Here is an 18,589-nt window from a genome sequence, read left to right as displayed (position 1 = left end):
AACCATCAAAATTGCGATGGCTCCAGAAACTTTGCGCATTAGCTCGCAATTTGGCACGCGCAATGGCGGATACCCTGCCCGCGGAAAGGGGAAAATGTTACACTTTGCGCCCACTGGATTGTTGTTCATGGAAACCTGCTAACCACATGTTTAAAATAAAAAAAGGACTTGATCTGCCGATTGCAGGCGTGCCCGCGCAGCACGTTTCGACAGGCGCAAGCGTCCGTCATGTCGCCATTTTGGGCGACGACTATCTGGGAATGCGCCCTTCAATGCTTGTACAGGAGGGCGATCGCGTGATCAAAGGACAGGCGCTCTTCGAGGACAAAAAAAATCCCGGCGTGATGTTCACGGCCCCCACGAGCGGCACCGTTGTGGCCATCAACCGTGGCGAACGGCGCGTTCTGCAGTCGGTGGTTATCCGCATTGAAGGCGATGAAAAGCGTGAGTTTGCCCATTATGACGCCGCAGAACTCGCTGCGCTGAACCGTGACGCCGTTCAGGCTCAGCTTCTGGCGTCCGGTTTATGGACCGCGCTTCGTACGCGTCCCTTCAGCAAATCCCCTGTTCCGGGCACGGAACCGGCCGCGATTTTCGTCACGGCAATCGACACCAACCCGCTCAGCGTGGATCCGCAGCCGGTTATTCTGGCGCAGCGCAAAGCCTTTGATGCCGGACTGACCGTTTTAACCCGCCTGACTTCGGGGAAAGTCCACGTTTGCCAGGCCGGCGGCGGCAAGCTTGGGGGGTATCCGCAAGGGCAGGTCACGTTTAATGAGTTTGCTGGCCCGCATCCGGCGGGGCTGGTCGGGACGCACATCCATTTCCTTGAGCCAGTAAGCCTGACGAAACAGGTCTGGCACCTTAATTATCAGGACGTCATCGCCATCGGTAAGCTTTTCACCACTGGTGAACTCTGCGCTGAACGGATAATCGCCATCGGTGGACCGCAGGCTGCAAACCCGCGCCTGGTGAAGACGCTGCTGGGGGCAGACATCAATGAACTGCTGGTGGGGGAAATGAAAGAGGGTGAAAACCGCCTGATTTCCGGTTCGGTCCTCAGTGGCCGCCATGCTGTCAATGCGCACGCGTATCTGGGACGTTTCCATCTGCAGGTCAGCATTGTGCAGGAAGGGCGCGAAAAAGAGCTGTTCGGCTGGGTGCTGCCCGGTGCGGAAAAATACTCCGTCACCCGGACTACGCTGGGCCACTTCCTGCGTAATAAGCTGTTTAGCTTCTCGACCAGCACGCACGGCGGCGAGCGCGCCATGGTCCCGATTGGCAACTACGAGCGCGTCATGCCGCTGGATATTCTGCCTACCATGCTGCTGCGCGATCTGCTCGCTGGGGATACCGATAGCGCGCAGGCGCTGGGCTGTCTGGAACTGGACGAAGAAGATCTGGCGCTCTGTACTTATGTCTGTCCGGGCAAATACGAATATGGACCGGTATTGCGCGAGGTGTTAACCCGCATTGAGCAGGAAGGATAACCGATGGGCTTAAAACACCTCTTTGAAAAAATTGAGCCGCACTTTACCGAAGGGAAGCTCAAAAAGTACTACCCGTTGTATGAAGCCACGACGACTATTTTCTACACGCCGGGGCTGGTGACGAAAGGGGCGGCGCACGTTCGCGATGCCATCGACCTTAAGCGCATGATGATCCTGGTATGGTTTGCGGTCTTCCCGGCGTTGTTCTGGGGCATGTACAACGTTGGCTTGCAGACCATTCCGGCGCTGCACCACATGTACGATGCCCAGCAGCTGGCGCAGGTGATACAGTCTGACTGGCACTACCGCCTGGCGCAGTCGCTAGGGGTAAGCTTTGCTGCAGACGCGGGCTGGCTGAGCATGATGACGCTGGGCGCGGTGTTCTTCATGCCGATTTACATCACGGTATTTATCGTGGGCGGCTTCTGGGAAGTGCTGTTTGCTATCATCCGTAAACATGAGATCAACGAAGGCTTCTTCGTGACCTCGATTCTTTTTGCCCTGATTGTCCCGCCAACCTTACCGCTCTGGCAGGCGGCGCTGGGCATCAGTTTCGGCGTGGTCATTGCTAAAGAAATTTTCGGCGGCACCGGGCGGAACTTCCTCAACCCGGCGCTGGCGGGACGTGCGTTCCTCTTCTTTGCCTATCCGGCGCAAATCTCAGGCGATCTGGTCTGGACGGCGGCAGACGGCTTTTCCGGCGCGACGCCGCTTTCACAGTGGGCCGCACACGGCGGCGAAACGCTGGTGAACAACGCGACGGGTCAGCCCGTGACCTGGTTTGATGCCTTTATTGGCAACATTCCGGGCTCCATTGGAGAAGTCTCTACGCTGATGATTTTGCTCGGCGGCGCGATCATTCTTTTTGGTCGCGTGGCCTCATGGCGAATTGTTGCGGGCGTGATGATCGGCATGGTGCTGACCGCCACCTTGTTCAACGTTATCGGTTCGACCACCAATCCGATGTTCTCCATGCCGTGGTACTGGCATCTGGTGCTGGGTGGCTTCGCGTTCGGCATGATGTTCATGGCAACCGACCCCGTGTCTGCCTCCTTCACTGACAAAGGTAAATGGAGCTATGGCGTGCTCATTGGCGCAATGTGTGTCCTGATCCGCGTGGTCAACCCGGCGTACCCGGAAGGGATGATGCTGGCCATTCTGTTTGCCAATCTGTTTGCGCCACTCTTCGATTACCTGGTGGTGCGGGCCAACATCAAGCGGAGGAAGGCGCGTGGCTGAAGTAAAAAATAACGACAGCATCAGCAAAACGCTGCTGGTGGTACTGGTGCTCTGCCTGGTCTGCTCCATTGTCGTAGCCGGCTCTGCCGTGGGGTTAAAACCCCTGCAGCAGGAGCAACGTGCGCTGGATAAACAGCGCAACATTCTGGCCGTCGCCGGGCTGATGCAGGAAGGAATGAGCGCAGACGACGTTTCTGCCGTCTTTGCTGAACGTATTTCGGCGCGTCTGGTGGATTTAAAAACGGGGGAACTGCTCGATAAAGACCCGGCAAAATTCAACCAGGCGCTGGCGCTTAAAGATCCGCAGATGAGCCTGACGCTGGAGGCAGCGCAAGATCCCGCCGGGATTAAGCGTCGCAGCAACCTTGCCGAAATCTATCTGGTTCGCGACCCCCAAAAACGTATTCAGGAAGTGGTACTGCCTGTTTACGGCAACGGTCTGTGGTCAATGATGTATGCCTTTGTCGCTCTTGATACCGATGGCCGCACGGTCAAAGGCATTACGTATTACGACCAGGGCGAAACCCCGGGGCTGGGTGGTGAAGTTGAGAACCCTAACTGGCGGGCACAGTTTGTCGGCAAGAAAGTGCTCGACGATAACGGCCTGCCTGCGCTGAAGGTGATGAAAGGGGCGGCTCGTCCCGGTGATGACTACGCCGTTGACGGGCTTTCCGGCGCCACGCTCACATCAAAAGGCGTGCAGCACAGTTTTGATTTCTGGATGGGCGAGCTGGGCTTTGGTCCTTTCCTGAAAAACGTACGTGAAGGAGCGCTGAACAATGGCTGATACCGGTGAACTGAAAGAAGTCAAAAAAGTACTCATTGGCCCACTGCTCGCCAATAACCCGATCACGCTGCAGGTGCTGGGCGTCTGTTCAGCCCTGGCGGTGACGACCAAACTGGAAACGGCGGTAGTGATGACGCTGGCGGTTACGCTGGTCACGGCGTTCTCCAGCATGTTTATCTCGATGATCCGCCACCACATCCCCAACAGCGTGAGGATCATCGTCCAGATGGCGATCATCGCCTCGCTGGTGATCGTGGTCGATCAGCTGCTGCGCGCCTTTGCCTATGAAACCTCCAAACAGCTCTCGGTGTTTGTCGGGCTGATTATCACTAACTGTATCGTCATGGGGCGTGCGGAAGCCTACGCCATGAAAATGCCGCCGCTGGCGAGCTTTATGGACGGCATCGGCAACGGCCTCGGCTACGGCGTGATCCTGCTTACGGTTGGGTTTCTGCGCGAGCTGATTGGCAGCGGCAAGCTGTTTGGCATCACGGTGCTGGACACGGTGCAGAACGGCGGCTGGTATCTGCCAAACGGCCTGTTCCTGCTGGCCCCTAGCGCATTTTTCATTATCGGTTTGTTGATCTGGCTGATTCGTACGTTGAGACCAGAACAGCAGGAAAAGGAGTAACCGACGATGGCTCATTACCTGAGTTTGTTTGTGCGGGCGGTGTTTGTTGAAAACATGGCGCTCGCGTTTTTCCTGGGCATGTGTACGTTCCTTGCCGTGTCTAAAAAGGTCTCCACGGCATTTGGGCTGGGCGTGGCGGTCACCGTTGTGTTGGGGCTTTCGGTTCCGATTAACAATCTGGTCTACAACTTTGTGCTGCGTGACGGCGCACTGGTGGAGGGGGTTGATCTCAGCTTCCTGAACTTTATCACCTTTATCGGGGTGATCGCGGCGCTGGTGCAAATCCTCGAGATGATCCTCGATAAGTACTTCCCGTCGCTGTACAACGCGCTGGGGATCTTCCTCCCGCTGATCGCGGTGAACTGCGCCATCTTTGGTGGCGTCTCGTTTATGGTTCAGCGTGATTACAATTTCAGTGAATCCGTGGTGTACGGTTTTGGTTCCGGCATCGGCTGGATGCTGGCGATTGTCACCATGGCGGGGATCCGCGAGAAAATGAAATATGCCAACGTGCCTGCGGGTCTGCGTGGCTTAGGGATCACCTTTATCACCACCGGGCTGATGGCGCTGGGCTTTATGTCCTTCTCCGGTGTGCAGCTATAAGGGCTAACAGATGGAAATTATCCTTGGCGTGGTGATGTTCACGCTGATCGTACTGGTGCTGTCAGGGTTAATTCTGGTGGCGCGCGCGAAGCTGGTGAATTCCGGTGACGTGGTGATTGATATTAACGACGAGCCGCAGAATCAGATCCGCACGCTAGCGGGTGACAAACTGCTCAATACGCTCTCGGGCAATGGGATCTTTGTCTCGTCAGCCTGCGGCGGTGGCGGCTCCTGCGGGCAGTGCCGCGTGACGGTAAAAGAGGGCGGTGGCGATATTCTGCCAACCGAGCTGGCGCATATCACAAAGCGTGAAGCGAAAGAGGGCTGCCGTCTGGCCTGCCAGGTCGCGGTGCGTCAGAACATGAAGATTGAGCTGCCGGAAGAGATCTTCGGCGTCAAAAAATGGGAGTGCGAGGTTATCTCTAATGATAACAAAGCCACCTTTATTAAAGAGCTGAAGCTACGGGTACCGGAAGGGGAAGATGTTCCGTTTCGCGCCGGAGGATACATTCAGATTGAGTGTCCTGAACATACCGTGGCGTATGCGGACTTCGACGTGCCGGATGAGTACCGCGCCGACTGGGACAAATTCAATCTCTTCCGCTTTGTATCGGAGGTAAAAGAGCCGACGCTGCGCGCCTACTCGATGGCTAACTACCCGGAAGAGAAAGGCATCATCATGCTCAACGTGCGTATCGCAACGCCGCCACCGAATGTGCCGGATGCACCGCCGGGCGTGATGTCGTCATACATCTGGTCCCTGAAGCCGGGAGATAAGGTGACGATCTCCGGTCCGTTCGGGGAGTTCTTCGCGAAAGATACCGACGCGGAAATGGTCTTTATCGGCGGCGGTGCCGGTATGGCCCCGATGCGCTCGCACATTTTTGACCAGCTCAAGCGGCTCGGCAGCAAGCGTAAAATCAGCTTCTGGTACGGGGCGCGCTCGCTGCGCGAGATGTTCTACGACGACGAGTTTGAACAGCTGGCGCGTGAAAACCCGAACTTTACCTTCCACGTTGCGCTTTCCGATCCGCAGCCGGAAGATAACTGGACGGGCTATACGGGGTTCATCCACAACGTGCTGTATGAAAACTACCTCAAACAGCACCCGGCACCCGAGGACTGCGAGTTCTATATGTGTGGCCCGCCGATGATGAACGCCGCCGTGATTAAGATGCTGAAAGATCTCGGTGTCGAAGATGAGAGCATCTTGCTCGACGACTTTGGAGGCTGATGATGCTGACGTTTCTGGCAACCTTTGTGATTTTTGTGCTTGTCATCTTCGGCATGTCGTTAGGCTGGATCGTTAAGCGGAAAAGCATTCAGGGCAGCTGCGGCGGTATTTCCTCCATTGGTATGGAGAAGGTCTGCGACTGCCCGGAACCGTGCGATGCTCGAAAGAAAAGGATGGCGCGCGAGCAGCAGCGCATCATTTAATCTTGAAGGTCGGGTAAGGCGAAGCCGTCACCCGACAATTTCCACGCACGCTTCTCAACCCTCATTTGTTTACTGTATACTTATCCAGCAATAAGTGAGGGCATACTATGCGCAAAATAATCCATGTTGATATGGACTGCTTTTTTGCCGCAGTGGAGATGCGAGACAACCCGGCGCTGCGGGATATTCCCATCGCCATTGGCGGCAGCCGCGTTCAGCGTGGCGTCATCAGCACCGCCAACTATCCTGCGCGCAAATTTGGCGTGCGCAGCGCCATGCCGACGGCGATGGCCTTAAAGCTTTGTCCTCATCTCACGCTTCTGCCCGGCCGGTTTGAAGCCTATAAAGAGGCTTCCCTTCACATCCGGGAAATCTTCTCCCGCTATACCACTCTCATAGAGCCGCTGTCGCTCGACGAAGCCTATCTGGACGTGACCGACAGCGTTCACTGCCACGGCTCCGCCACGCTGATGGCGAAGGAGATCCGCCAGACGATTTTCAACGAGCTGAATCTGACGGCGTCGGCGGGCGTCGCGCCCGTTAAATTCCTTGCCAAAATCGCCTCCGATTTAAATAAGCCCAACGGTCAGTACGTCATCACACCGGAAGAGGTGCCTGCATTTTTAAAAACGCTGCCGCTCGGCAAAATCCCCGGGGTAGGAAAAGTTTCTGCCGCAAAGCTGGAAAGCATGGGGCTACGGACCTGTGAAGACGTGCAGCATAGCGATCTCGCCATGCTGCTCAAGCGTTTCGGGAAGTTTGGCCGCGTGCTGTGGGAGCGCAGCCAGGGAATTGACGATCGCGATGTGAACAGCGAGCGGCTCCGTAAATCCGTCGGCGTTGAGCGCACCCTCATTGAAGATATACATGACTGGTCTGAATGCGAAATGATCATCACGGAACAGCTTTATCCTGAGCTGGAACGGCGTTTAATCAAGGTGAAGCCTGACCTGCTGATTGCCCGTCAGGGTATCAAATTAAAATTCAACGATTTCCAGCAGACCACGCAGGAACACGTCTGGCCGCGACTGAATAAAGACGATCTTATCGCGACGGCAAAAAAGGCATGGGAAGAGCGCCGGGGCGGTCGAGGGGTAAGGCTGGTGGGATTGCACGTCACGCTGCTGGATCCGCAGCTAGAGCGACAGCTGGTTCTGGGATTGTAAAAAAGCCCGGTGGCGCTACGCTTACCGGGCCTGGATTTTTCACCCTCTTCCACAGGAAGAGGGCTGGGATGAAGATGTTATTTCGCAGGGATCGCTTTCAGCAGTTCAGTCAGCAGCGTCCAGTAGTGACCGACGCTTTCGATATGAACCTGCTCATCCGGCGAGTGTGGACCGGTAATGGTTGGCCCGATGGACACCATATCCATATCCGGATACGGTTTCTTGAACAGACCACATTCCAGACCCGCGTGGATCACCTGAATGTTTGGCGTGCTGTTGAACAGACGCTGGTAAGTTTCACGCACCAGCGCCATCACCGGAGAGCTTGCATCCGGCTGCCAGCCCGGGTAGCTGCCTTTTGCAGACGTTTTCGCGCCCGCCAGCGTGCCCAGAGATTCCAGCATGCTCACCACGTACTCTTTACCGCTGTCGATAAGGGAGCGGATCAGGCAGATGATTTCCGCGCTGTCGTCGCTCATGGTCACCACGCCCACGTTCAGTGAGGTTTCCACCACGCCTTTCGCCACGTCAGAGTTGCGGATCACGCCGTTTGGCGTCGCGTTCAGCAGCTGAACAAAGGTGTCACGAGACTGCACGGTCAGCGCGGCTTTATCTGTAGAAACAGATTCCAGCACTACGGTCAGGTTCTTCTCTTTCGCCGACAGTTCGTTTTTCAGGATATCCAGGTACACGGTGGAGAGTTTTTTCAGCTCGTCCGCTTTTGCTGCTGGAACCGCTACGGTGGCGAACGCTTCGCGTGGGATCGCGTTACGCAGGGTACCGCCGTTGAAATCCACCAGACGCAGATCCAGCTCGGCCGCATGGCCTGCCAGGAAGCGTGCCAGCAGCTTGTTGGCGTTGCCCAGACCCAGGTGAATATCGCCGCCGGAGTGGCCGCCTTTCAGACCTTTCAGCGTCAGCTTGAAGGTCTGGAAGCCCGCAGGTATCGCTTCGCGAGACAGCGGCAGGGTAGAGATAAAATCAATCCCGCCCGCGCATCCCATGTAGATCTCGCCTTCTTCTTCTGAGTCGGTGTTGATCAGGATATCCGCCTGCAGCCAGTTCGCCTGCAGACCGAAAGCGCCGTCCATGCCCGCTTCTTCGGTCATGGTTAACAGCACTTCCAGTGGACCGTGCTCAACGCGGTCGTCAGCCAGCACCGCCAGCGCAGACGCCATACCGATGCCGTTATCCGCGCCCAGCGTGGTACCGCGTGCTTTCACCCAGTCGCCGTCGATGTACGGTTGAATCGGGTCTTTGGTGAAGTCATGAACGGTGTCGTTGTTCTTCTGTGGCACCATGTCCAGGTGCGCCTGCAGCACAACCGGTTTGCGGTTTTCCATGCCTGCGGTTGCAGGTTTGCGGATCAGAATATTGCCAACCTGGTCGCGTTCAGCATGCAGACCTTTTTCCTTCGCCCAGCCCATAATATGTTCGGCAAGCTGTTCTTCATGGTAGGAAGGGTGTGGAATGGAGCAGATTTTGGCAAAAATATCCCACAGCGGCTGCGGAGATAGTTGAGACAGTTCAGACACGATAAGTCTCCTTGTCGAGGCGCTGCAAACAGGGTTGCAGGTCACAGGGTTAGCAGGTTAATAGTTACCACAAGTCAGGCTTGCGAGATGAAACTGAGAATACCACTTTCTCTGCTGGCTGGTAGCATAAAGCATGTAAAAACTCAGGCAGAGGGCGCTAAACACTGGTTTTTAGTGCGTCAGATCTCTATAATCTCGCGCAACCTATTTCCCCCTCGAACACTTTTTAAGCCGTATAAAAACAGGCTGGGACACTTCACATGAGCGAAAAATACGTCGTCACCTGGGACATGTTGCAGATTCACGCACGCAAACTGGCTGCGCGTCTGATGCCTTCCGAACAGTGGAAAGGCATTATTGCCGTCAGCCGTGGCGGTCTGGTACCGGGGGCGCTGCTGGCACGTGAGCTGGGTATTCGTCATGTCGATACCGTTTGCATCTCCAGCTATGACCATGACAACCAGCGCGAGCTGACCGTGCTGAAACGTGCGGAAGGTGACGGTGAAGGCTTCATCGTTATTGATGACCTGGTGGATACCGGCGGTACTGCGGTCGCTATCCGCGAAATGTATCCTAAAGCGCACTTCGTCACTATCTTCGCTAAACCGGCTGGCCGCCCGCTGGTTGACGATTACGTGATTGATATCCCGCAGGATACCTGGATTGAACAGCCATGGGATATGGGCGTGGTCTTTGTACCGCCTATTTCAGGCCGTTAATACCAGTACGTAACTTTACACGCCCGGCTATGTCGGGCGTTGTTCTTTTTGGCCTGCCACGCGTTACAATAGTCTTCATATGACGTATTCATGGAGGCAACGCAATGACGCAGGCGAATCTCACCGAGACACTCTTCAAACCCCGTTTCAAACACCCTGAAACGTCGACGCTGGTGCGTCGCTTTAATCCGGGTACCCAGCCTGCCGTCCAGTCCGCGTTAGACGGTAAAAACGTGCCTCACTGGTATCGCATGATTAACCGCCTGATGTGGATCTGGCGCGGTATCGACCCCCGTGAAATCCTTGATGTGCAGGCACGTATCGTGATGAGTGAAGCCGAGCGTACCGACAGCGAACTCTATGATACGGTAGTGGGCTATCGCGGCGGAAACTGGATCTACGAGTGGTCTAAACAGGCGATGCTCTGGCAGCAAAAAGCCAGCCAGGAAGAGGATGCCACGCGCAGCGGCAAGCACTGGCTGCATGCGGCCAATCTCTACGCCATTGCCGCGTATCCACATCTGAAAGGTGATGAGCTGGCCGAGCAGGCACAGGCGCTGGCGAATCGCGCCTATGAAGAGGCGGCTCAACGCCTGCCGGGCCAGATGCGCGAACTCGAGTTTACCATTCCGGGTGGGTCATCCATTACCGGGTTCCTGCATATGCCTGAAGGTGAAGGTCCGTTCCCGACCGTCCTCATGTGCGGCGGGCTGGATTCGCTGCAAATCGACTATTACAGCCTGTATGAGCGCTACTTCGCACCAAAAGGGATCGCGATGCTGACGCTTGATATGCCTTCAATTGGTTTCTCATCCAAATGGAAACTGACTCAGGACTCCAGCCTGCTGCACCAGCATGCGCTAAAAGCACTGGAAAACATTCCTTGGGTTGACCACACCAGCGTGGCGGCATTCGGCTTCCGTTTCGGCGCGAACGTCGCGGTGCGTCTGGCTTACCTTGAATCTTCTCGCCTTAAAGCCGTCGCCTGCCTCGGCCCGGTCGTACACGCCCTGCTCAGCGATCCTGCCCGTCAGGGCAACGTACCTGAAATGTACCTTGATGTGCTGGCCAGCCGTCTTGGCATGCATGATGCATCAGACGAAGCGCTGCGCGTTGAGCTCAATCGCTACTCGTTAAAAACGCAAGGCTTGCTGGGACGTCGCTGCCCAACGCCGATGCTCTCTGGGTTCTGGAAAAACGATCCGTTTAGCCCGGAAGAAGAGTCGCGCTTAATCACTTCGTCATCTGCGGATGGCAAATTGCTTGAGGTGCCGTTCAGCCCGGTCTATCAGAATTTCGACAAAGCACTGAAAGAGATTACGCGCTGGATAGCTCAGAGATTGTGTTAATAGATTGCTAAATTTCGCTGGTTTGGTAAAACAGTGGCTTCACAAAAGGAGATCGCAATGACGTTACCGAGTGGACACCCGAAAAGTAGATTGATTAAGAAGTTCATGGCTCTTGGCCCGTATATTCGAGAAGAGCAGTGTGAAGAGAATCGCTTTTTTTTCGACTGCCTGGCTGTATGCGTCAACGTGAAGCCTGCACCCGAAAAACGTGAATTCTGGGGCTGGTGGATGGAAATGGAAGCAGAGGAAAAACGCTTTACGTATAGCTACCAGTTTGGCCTGTTTAATAAAGACGGCAACTGGCAGGCGACCACCATTAAAGATCAGGAAGTCATTGACCGCCTGGAATACACCCTGAAAGAGTTTCACGACAAAGCGAGCGCACTGCTGGCGACTCTGGATCTCAAGTTCGAACCCGCAGATGACTTTTCCAGCGAAGCGGTGAAGCTGACTGCCTGATAGCGTCACAGCGCCGGGTGGCGGCTTCGCCTTACCCGGCCTACAAAATGCACTATCCCGTAGGCCCGGTAAGCGCAGCGCCACCGGGCAAAAAAAATCCCGGCTTAACTGCCGGGATTTTCTTATTCGGATAATCTTAGAACTGGTAGGTCATACCCAGTGCAACGATGTCATCGCTGCTCACGCCCAGTTTATTTTTGTCGTCAATCTGGTTGATTTTATAATCAACAAAGGCGGACATATTTTTGTTGAAGTAATAGGTCGCGCCAACGTCAATATATTTCACCAGATCTTCGTCGCCAATACCTTCGATATCTTTGCCTTTAGACTGGACATATCCCAGGGACGGGCGCAGACCGAAGTCGAACTGATATTGTGCGACCACTTCAAAGTTCTGCGCTTTATTTGCAAACCCACCGGAAATTGGCGTCATATTGCGGGTTTCTGAATACATTGCAGCCAGATAAATATCGTTCGCATCATATTTCAGACCTGTTGCCCAGGCTTCTGCTTTCTGGCCCTGGCCACGCGCCAGCAGGTTCTGAGCGTTGGTACGGTCAGAGTTGGTGTAGGCGCCGCTGACGGCGAAATCGCTGCCGCCGAAGTCATATGTCAGAGAGGTACCAAAACCGTCACCGTTCTGTTTCTTGGCGTCGCGGTTTTCGTTTTTGCCCTGGTACTGCAGGGTCATGTCCAGGCCGTCAACCGCACCGAAGAAGTCGGTGTTACGGTAGGTGGCAAGACCGGTCGCACGCTTGGTCATGAAGTTATCGGTCTGCGCGGAAGAGTCGCCGCCGAACTCAGGGAACATATCGGTCCATGCTTCGACGTCATACAGGGCACCCAGGTTACGACCGTAATCCAGTGAACCAAAGTTTTTCAGCTTCAGGCCCGCGAACGCCAGACGCGTCTTCTGAGTAGAGTCGCTCTCGGCTTTGTTACCTGCGAATTCAGATTCCCAACGGCCATAGCCCGTCAGCTGATCGTTAATCTGCGTTTCGCCTTTAAAACCGAAACGAACGTAAGTCTGATCGCCATCTTTGGTAGCATCATCGCTGATGTAGTGCATGGCTTTCACTTTGCCGTACACGTCCAGCTTATTACCATTTTTATTATAAACTTCAGCTGCGTGAACGGATGCAGAAGCCACTACGCCCATAACCATTAATGCCAGAGTGCTCTTTTTCATTTTCGATCCTGTCTTATAAACGCGCTAAAAAATTCGCTGGACGATAAGCTCATGCTTAAGTCCCGTGAAAAAACAGGAAGGGTTTTATCGTTCTGGAATGAAACTTTTATGACAAACTAAGAATAATTTTAAAAAACTGTGATTTATTATTTCGGTAATAAAACTGTCAAATTCTCCCGCTACGCTTCCTGATCCCGCGCAACAAAGTGTTTCGCGATGTGCTAAGGCAGTTGGCAACGGGGCTGACTCCTGTTAAAACGTTCGTTTGACATTACTTTCCCTTATCGTTGAACGGCAGAGAATCATGAGTGACAGCCAGACGCTGGTGGTAAAACTCGGTACCAGTGTTTTAACAGGCGGATCGCGCCGCCTAAATCGCGCCCACATTGTTGAGCTTGTACGTCAGTGCGCTCAGTTACATGCCGCAGGGCATCGTATTGTGATTGTGACCTCCGGGGCGATTGCCGCCGGGCGTGAACACCTGGGTTACCCCGAACTCCCCGCGACGATCGCCTCCAAACAGCTGCTGGCCGCCGTGGGACAAAGCCGACTCATTCAACTCTGGGAACAGCTGTTCTCTATCTATGGCATTCACGTCGGGCAGATGCTCCTGACGCGTGCGGATATGGAAGACAGAGAGCGCTTCCTGAACGCCCGCGATACCCTGCGCGCGCTGCTGGACAACAATATTGTTCCGGTCATTAACGAAAACGATGCCGTTGCTACCGCTGAAATCAAAGTGGGTGATAACGATAACCTCTCTGCGCTGGCGGCCATTCTGGCCGGAGCCGATAAATTACTGTTGCTGACCGATCAGCAGGGGCTGTTCACCGCCGATCCGCGCGCTAACCCGGAAGCCGAGCTGATTACCGACGTTCACGGCATCGATGATGCGCTGCGCGCCATCGCCGGTGACAGCGTATCCGGCCTCGGAACGGGCGGTATGGGGACCAAGCTGCAGGCCGCTGACGTAGCGTGCCGCGCCGGTATCGACACCATCATTGCCGCCGGCAGCCGCCCTGGCGTGATTGGCGACGTGATGGAAGGCATCTCCGTCGGCACCCGCTTCCACGCTCAGGAATCCCCGCTGGAAAACCGTAAGCGCTGGATATTTGGCGCGCCGCCTGCGGGTGAACTCGTCGTCGATGAAGGGGCAACCGCCGCGATTCTGGAACGAGGAAGTTCATTACTTCCTAAAGGAATTAAAAGCGTGACAGGCAACTTCTCCCGTGGTGAAGTGATCCGTATTCGTAACCTCGAAGGCCGCGACATCGCCCACGGCGTAAGCCGCTATAACAGCGATGCCCTGCGCCGCATCGCGGGTCACCATTCGCAGCAGATCGACGCCATTCTGGGCTATGAATATGGCCCGGTTGCCGTGCATCGCGATGACATGATTATTCGTTAAGGAGCCAGAACATGCTGGAACAAATGGGCGCCGCCGCGAAGGCCGCCTCTTATAAACTGGCGCTCCTTTCCAGCCGCGAGAAAAACCGCGTGCTGGAAAAAATCGCTGATTATCTCGAATCACAGTCTCAGGAGATTTTGCTCGCCAACGAGCAGGATTTACTGGAAGCGCGCCGCAACGGTCTGAGCGAAGCGATGCTCGACCGTCTGGCGTTGACCCCGGCCCGCCTGAAAGGCATCGCCGACGATGTTCGTCAGGTATGCAATCTGGCCGACCCGGTAGGGCAGGTGATTGACGGTGGGCTGCTGGACAGCGGTTTACGCCTGGAGCGCCGTCGCGTGCCGCTCGGCGTTATCGGCGTTATTTATGAAGCCCGACCAAACGTGACGGTGGATGTCGCCTCCCTGTGCCTGAAAACCGGCAACGCCGCCATTCTGCGCGGTGGGAAAGAGACCTGGCGCACCAACGCCGCGACGGTGAAAGTCATTCAGCAGGCGCTGGAAGAGTGTGGCTTGCCGGCGGGTGCCGTGCAGGCAATTGAGAGCCCGGACCGCGCGCTGGTCAACGAAATGCTGCGCATGGACAAATACATCGACATGCTGATCCCACGCGGCGGCGCGGGCCTGCACAAGCTATGCCGCGAGCAGTCGACGATTCCGGTGATCACCGGCGGTATCGGCGTATGTCACATCGTGGTAGACGACAGCGCTGAGATTGCACCGGCGCTGAAGATTATCGTTAACGCGAAGACCCAGCGTCCAAGCACCTGTAACACCGTGGAAACGCTGCTGGTGCATCAGGACATTGCAAACGCCTTCCTGCCGGCCCTGAGTAAACAGATGGCCGAGAGCGGCGTGACGCTGCATGCTGACGCCAGTGCGCTCGCGCTGCTGCAGGATGGCCCGGCTAACGTGGTTCCCGTCAACGCGGAGCAGTACGACGACGAGTTCCTGTCACTGGATCTGAACGTGAAAATCGTGAGCGATCTCGACGACGCGATTGCGCACATCCGTGAGCATGGCACACAGCATTCTGACGCCATCCTGACGCGCACCTTGCGCAATGCCGATCGCTTCGTGAACGAAGTGGATTCCTCTGCGGTGTATGTGAATGCCTCCACCCGCTTCACCGACGGCGGCCAGTTCGGCCTCGGTGCCGAGGTGGCGGTCAGCACGCAGAAACTGCACGCGCGCGGTCCGATGGGGCTGGAAGCACTGACCACCTACAAGTGGATTGGCTTCGGTGACGATACGATTCGTGCGTAAATAATCACGGGTGATGCAAAAGTAGCCGTTTGATTCAAAAGGGCATTGACGCATCACCCGGTTAGATCTAACCTTTTGCCCCGTGGTTACACTCGTAACCGGCCTCTCAGGGCCGATATAGCTCAGTTGGTAGAGCAGCGCATTCGTAATGCGAAGGTCGTAGGTTCGACTCCTATTATCGGCACCACTCAAGCATCTCTCGAAGTCTAGTCAAGCTTACTGAGCCCCTTATAATCTGTATCTTCCAGCTCTCGAGTGTATTCTGACTGTCTACTGACATACCTCAAAATCTACATGCTTATGGGGGTACATTCGGGTGGGATATGCTGTTCGGTCTTATGGACATACCCATCTGTGAAACTTGGCTCCCGCCAGGTTGACACCGCAAAGCCAAAAGATAAACCTTACAAACACTGTGATGATGGAGGACTTTACTTTTGGTTAACCCTAATTGAAAACACTATTGGCGACTTAAATATCGTGTTGCCGGTAAGGAGAAGTTGCTTGCTCCTGGAGTTAATCCCGACGTGGCTTTGGCTAAAATTCGTAGTAAACGTGAAGAAAATAAAGGGAGCATTGCTGGTGGGATTGGTACGAATGTAGCGACGAAAGAAGAGAAACTAGCCCGAGAAGCTAGTGTCCGAAACACCTTTCTGGAAATGGCTTGTAAATGGCACGCCATTAAGCTTTACAAATGGTGTGAGGGATATGCATCGGACAATATGAAATCGTTCAATAAAGACGTTTTCCCTTACATCGGCAAAAAGCCTATTGTAGATATTAAGCCATTCGAACTGCTAATGTACTTCGTTGCATGGAAACAGGGGAGAGAATGACAAGGCTAAAAAATTCAGGCAGCGCTTTAGCGAGGTCTTTCGCTATGCAATCGTCACAGGTCGAGTTGAATACAATCCCGCTCTGGTTCTCACCAGTGCAATACAAGGGCATGAGTCCAACCACTATCCTTTTCTGAACACTTCACAGCTTCCAGCTTTTGAATCACCATGAGTTATCAGATACCTCATATCTATTGAGTTGACTTAAACGAGATACGCCCACGAAGCGGCAAACATGCTCCCGTAAAATTTAAAGTCGAAGCGGTCAAACAATTTGTTTATCAAGTTCATTCCATCGCAAGCGTTTCCATGCATCTAAATGATACGGTATTAAAAAGCTGTTCCAGTTACTGCACAGGCAGGGTAACACCGGGAACATAAATGCGTTTACCGGATATATTGTCCTCAGCAAGTACAAAAGAAAGCAGCATTTACCTGCGCGTATACGTCGCAACGGCTTACGCCTGAGGTTCATAACCTATGCTGATCTCTCGCAGATGCTTGTGGACCATTAATGCGATTGTTTAGTTTAGCCTCGGGGGGCCTTAGCTATAGAAATAGAGCTGAATATTCCAATACCTCTGCCTCTATTTCACGCACGCTCTTAGCGAGCTGGCACCTGATTCGCCAAAACAGCAGGGGGGCACTCTCATTGTCATTTTATCATTTAAATGTCACATCTAGTGTAGCTGCCGCTTGAAATTTACCAGCTACGGGCATTTTCCCTGTGGTAGACGTAGGCCACGCTGTCAATGAAATTACTGATGAATAATCGTTGTCTAAATTAAAATTAAGTGCTCCATTGGTGTTGATGTCTATAGCAGTTCCATCACTGTCACCAATAATTACTCCAATATCTTCATTATTAGTGGATATTGCTGCGTTATAATTTGGGGATGGCGTTGCGTTTATTTTTAATGACAGCTGAGCCTGAGCCGCAATATCGTTGCATTTAATACCAATGCTAAATTTTTTCTGAGTATAATCATCCGGAACCATGCCGATATGGGTAAATTTTTTTGCTTCTATTGATCCGAGGTCAACGTTTATTGCTTGTCCGGAATTAATCGTGCAATTTTGTGGGGCTGTAATTGTTCCTGACATGACAACATCTGCAACTGGAGTGTTTCCATAAGAATCGATGGCAGATGCTATATATAGCGATGCAATTTTTACTGAGTTAAAGCTCACTGTTCCAATGATTGGCTTTGAAATATATATACTTATGTTCCCTTGAGATCCTGATGTATATGTATGGCTGGAGCAAACAATATTACTAGCAGTACTTTTCAAGTTAACAAACGGTACGGGGAAATATAAGTTTCCACTAGTTGTCATAAGGTAAATTTTTGTCAAAACCTCCAGGTTTTCATTGAGTTTATAATATTGGTTGCCATCATTATGCCCAAGTGGCAGAGTTGAAGTACCCTTATAATAAGGAGTGTAGTAATTGCTACAATTACATTTAGCCGTGAAATTTCCTGTTCCTGCCCAGTCATAGACGTTTGGGTAAGCTGTACCAGATGCATCTTCTTCCGGGTTAGAGATTATCTTATTACCCATATTGAATATAAATTGCTTCGTTCCATTAACAGATGTGCAACTATTGTCGCCAGCTAAGCATTTCACTGAAAATACTGCCAAAAAAGGAATTATTAGAAAATATAGTCTTTTCATCATGTTACGTAGCCTGGTGCTATTTCTATTACCAATATTCTATAATTAAATGTTATTTATCCCAATTACCCTCTTATCCTATTCAGGACTCATCATCTTTCGCCTTTCAGGGCCAAAAATGATATACATCGATATTTAAACAAATAAATAAGCTCTTCATAACCTGTGGATGGACTGCCGAAACCAGTCCAGCGACACTGGATATTTATCAAGTTCGTGGTGTTTCTGGCGCCAGCCCAGCCGATGATTTATGCGTTTGGCCGGATGTTCTTCCCCCTGTTCACGCTTATATAGGCGTGAACGCACAACGTTCGCCAGAACGTCTGCAGATGAGAGCAAACCGTCAGTTGATCTGGGTGATCAACACGCAGGGTATTTAGTCTGGTCTTCATGCATCACCAGTCGTAGTGGTCGATTAACATACTGTTCATGTTAGCTTATGTCAAAGACCCGCACCCCTTGCCGTTCCTATCCTGTTGAAAGGTAAGTTTTGGAGGCGGATTGCTACTGGCGCTCATAATTTTTCTGCTTCAGCCGGTAAGTTATAGTCTGCTTAAGATATACTTGCCGTCAGCCGGTAACTATCAGGGGGACACTACTCCCGAAATGAAGCGTACAGCCTCCTTCGTTGCCGTATTGTAACGTCGTTTTAACGGCATCAAATATCTTTTGAGTATGCCCGCAAAGACGTTATTACTGGGTATTCTGCCGTCTCAAGTATTCCCCCTGATTGCGTAATCTTATGCATAGGTTTCTGTCCGGACGGCCGTGGGCGCTTTATGCCTCGTAATTTTTTTAG

General features: G+C 53.3%; 16 protein-coding genes, 1 tRNA gene and 1 pseudogene. 15 read left to right on the top strand and 3 right to left on the bottom strand.

The window, feature by feature from the left end:
* The first annotated feature begins 146 nt into the window (after positions 1-146).
* The 8 genes from AC4IBF_RS17320 to dinB all read left to right on the top strand — a co-directional run bounded on the left by AC4IBF_RS17320 (position 147) and on the right by dinB (position 7,353).
* The gene (locus AC4IBF_RS17320) at positions 147-1,490 is read left to right on the top strand and encodes a Na(+)-translocating NADH-quinone reductase subunit A (protein ID WP_491462984.1); all 1,344 of its coding nucleotides are present in this window, start codon (positions 147-149) and stop codon (positions 1,488-1,490) included.
* Positions 1,491-1,493: 3 nt separating this feature from the next.
* Positions 1,494-2,729, top strand: coding sequence for an NADH:ubiquinone reductase (Na(+)-transporting) subunit B (locus AC4IBF_RS17315; RefSeq protein ID WP_491462983.1), 1,236 nt, complete (start codon positions 1,494-1,496; stop codon positions 2,727-2,729).
* Positions 2,722-3,516, top strand: coding sequence for a Na(+)-translocating NADH-quinone reductase subunit C (locus tag AC4IBF_RS17310; protein WP_325849568.1), 795 nt, complete (start codon positions 2,722-2,724; stop codon positions 3,514-3,516). Before AC4IBF_RS17315 ends, AC4IBF_RS17310 begins: the two co-directional genes overlap by 8 nt.
* A complete protein-coding gene (locus tag AC4IBF_RS17305) occupies positions 3,509-4,147 on the top strand; it encodes an NADH:ubiquinone reductase (Na(+)-transporting) subunit D (protein ID WP_008500256.1) in 639 nt (212 codons plus the stop codon). The genes AC4IBF_RS17310 and AC4IBF_RS17305 overlap by 8 nt, the downstream gene beginning before the upstream one ends.
* 6 nt (positions 4,148-4,153) lie before the next feature.
* Positions 4,154-4,750: an NADH:ubiquinone reductase (Na(+)-transporting) subunit E gene (gene nqrE / locus AC4IBF_RS17300; RefSeq protein ID WP_023334613.1), complete on the top strand. Its 597-nt coding sequence runs from the start codon at positions 4,154-4,156 to the stop codon at positions 4,748-4,750.
* 10 nt (positions 4,751-4,760) lie between these two features.
* Entirely contained in the window at positions 4,761-5,984 is a 1,224-nt protein-coding gene (nqrF, locus tag AC4IBF_RS17295) for an NADH:ubiquinone reductase (Na(+)-transporting) subunit F (protein ID WP_325848715.1), read from the top strand.
* Positions 5,984-6,187, top strand: a complete 204-nt coding sequence (gene nqrM / locus AC4IBF_RS17290) for a (Na+)-NQR maturation NqrM (protein ID WP_136195227.1) — start codon at positions 5,984-5,986, stop codon at positions 6,185-6,187. The genes nqrF and nqrM overlap by 1 nt, the downstream gene beginning before the upstream one ends.
* Before the next feature lie 107 nt (positions 6,188-6,294).
* Positions 6,295-7,353 carry a DNA polymerase IV gene (gene dinB / locus AC4IBF_RS17285; RefSeq protein ID WP_491462982.1) on the top strand — a complete coding sequence of 353 codons (1,059 nt, stop codon included), beginning with the start codon at positions 6,295-6,297 and terminating at the stop codon, positions 7,351-7,353.
* Between the two features lie 77 nt (positions 7,354-7,430).
* On the opposite strand, the gene pepD is transcribed toward dinB, so the two are convergent.
* A complete protein-coding gene (gene pepD, locus AC4IBF_RS17280; RefSeq protein WP_136195229.1) occupies positions 7,431-8,888 on the bottom strand; it encodes a cytosol nonspecific dipeptidase in 1,458 nt (485 codons plus the stop codon).
* A 260-nt stretch (positions 8,889-9,148) separates the two neighbouring features.
* Here pepD and gpt point away from each other — a divergent pair, with 260 nt between their 5' ends.
* The 3 genes from gpt (at position 9,149) to crl (ending at position 11,415) form a co-directional block, all read left to right on the top strand.
* A complete protein-coding gene (gene gpt / locus AC4IBF_RS17275; protein ID WP_010427903.1) occupies positions 9,149-9,607 on the top strand; it encodes a xanthine phosphoribosyltransferase in 459 nt (152 codons plus the stop codon).
* Between the two features lie 104 nt (positions 9,608-9,711).
* Entirely contained in the window at positions 9,712-10,956 is a 1,245-nt protein-coding gene (frsA, locus tag AC4IBF_RS17270) for an esterase FrsA (RefSeq protein WP_491462981.1), read from the top strand.
* Positions 10,957-11,013: 57 nt separating this feature from the next.
* A complete protein-coding gene (gene crl / locus AC4IBF_RS17265) occupies positions 11,014-11,415 on the top strand; it encodes a sigma factor-binding protein Crl (RefSeq protein ID WP_008500249.1) in 402 nt (133 codons plus the stop codon).
* 136 nt (positions 11,416-11,551) lie between these two features.
* Here the strand turns inward: crl and phoE are convergent, their stop codons facing one another.
* Positions 11,552-12,604 carry a phosphoporin PhoE gene (gene phoE / locus AC4IBF_RS17260; protein ID WP_111965853.1) on the bottom strand — a complete coding sequence of 351 codons (1,053 nt, stop codon included), beginning with the start codon at positions 12,602-12,604 and terminating at the stop codon, positions 11,552-11,554.
* Between the two features lie 304 nt (positions 12,605-12,908).
* Here phoE and proB point away from each other — a divergent pair, with 304 nt between their 5' ends.
* From proB to AC4IBF_RS17240, 4 genes and pseudogenes are all read left to right on the top strand, one after another.
* Positions 12,909-14,012, top strand: coding sequence for a glutamate 5-kinase (gene proB, locus AC4IBF_RS17255; RefSeq protein ID WP_021242883.1), 1,104 nt, complete (start codon positions 12,909-12,911; stop codon positions 14,010-14,012).
* Between the two features lie 11 nt (positions 14,013-14,023).
* Positions 14,024-15,277 (top strand): glutamate-5-semialdehyde dehydrogenase, encoded by a 1,254-nt coding sequence (gene proA / locus AC4IBF_RS17250; protein WP_127729690.1) that lies wholly within the window; start codon positions 14,024-14,026, stop codon positions 15,275-15,277.
* Between the two features lie 111 nt (positions 15,278-15,388).
* Positions 15,389-15,464: transfer RNA gene (locus AC4IBF_RS17245), tRNA-Thr, on the top strand.
* A 167-nt stretch (positions 15,465-15,631) separates the two neighbouring features.
* A pseudogene (locus AC4IBF_RS17240) lies at positions 15,632-16,273 on the top strand (tyrosine-type recombinase/integrase); the annotation flags it as partial.
* Positions 16,274-16,776: 503 nt separating this feature from the next.
* On the opposite strand, the gene AC4IBF_RS17235 reads toward AC4IBF_RS17240, so the two are convergent.
* On the bottom strand, positions 16,777-17,793 hold the full coding sequence (locus AC4IBF_RS17235; RefSeq protein WP_491462980.1) for a fimbrial protein: 1,017 nt from the start codon (positions 17,791-17,793) through the stop codon (positions 16,777-16,779).
* Positions 17,794-18,589 lie beyond the last annotated feature (796 nt).

The organism is Enterobacter sp. Taxon_8, assembly GCF_058354585.1.
Note: the sequence above shows the minus strand (reverse complement) of the source record. Positions and strands in the feature narration are given on the sequence as shown.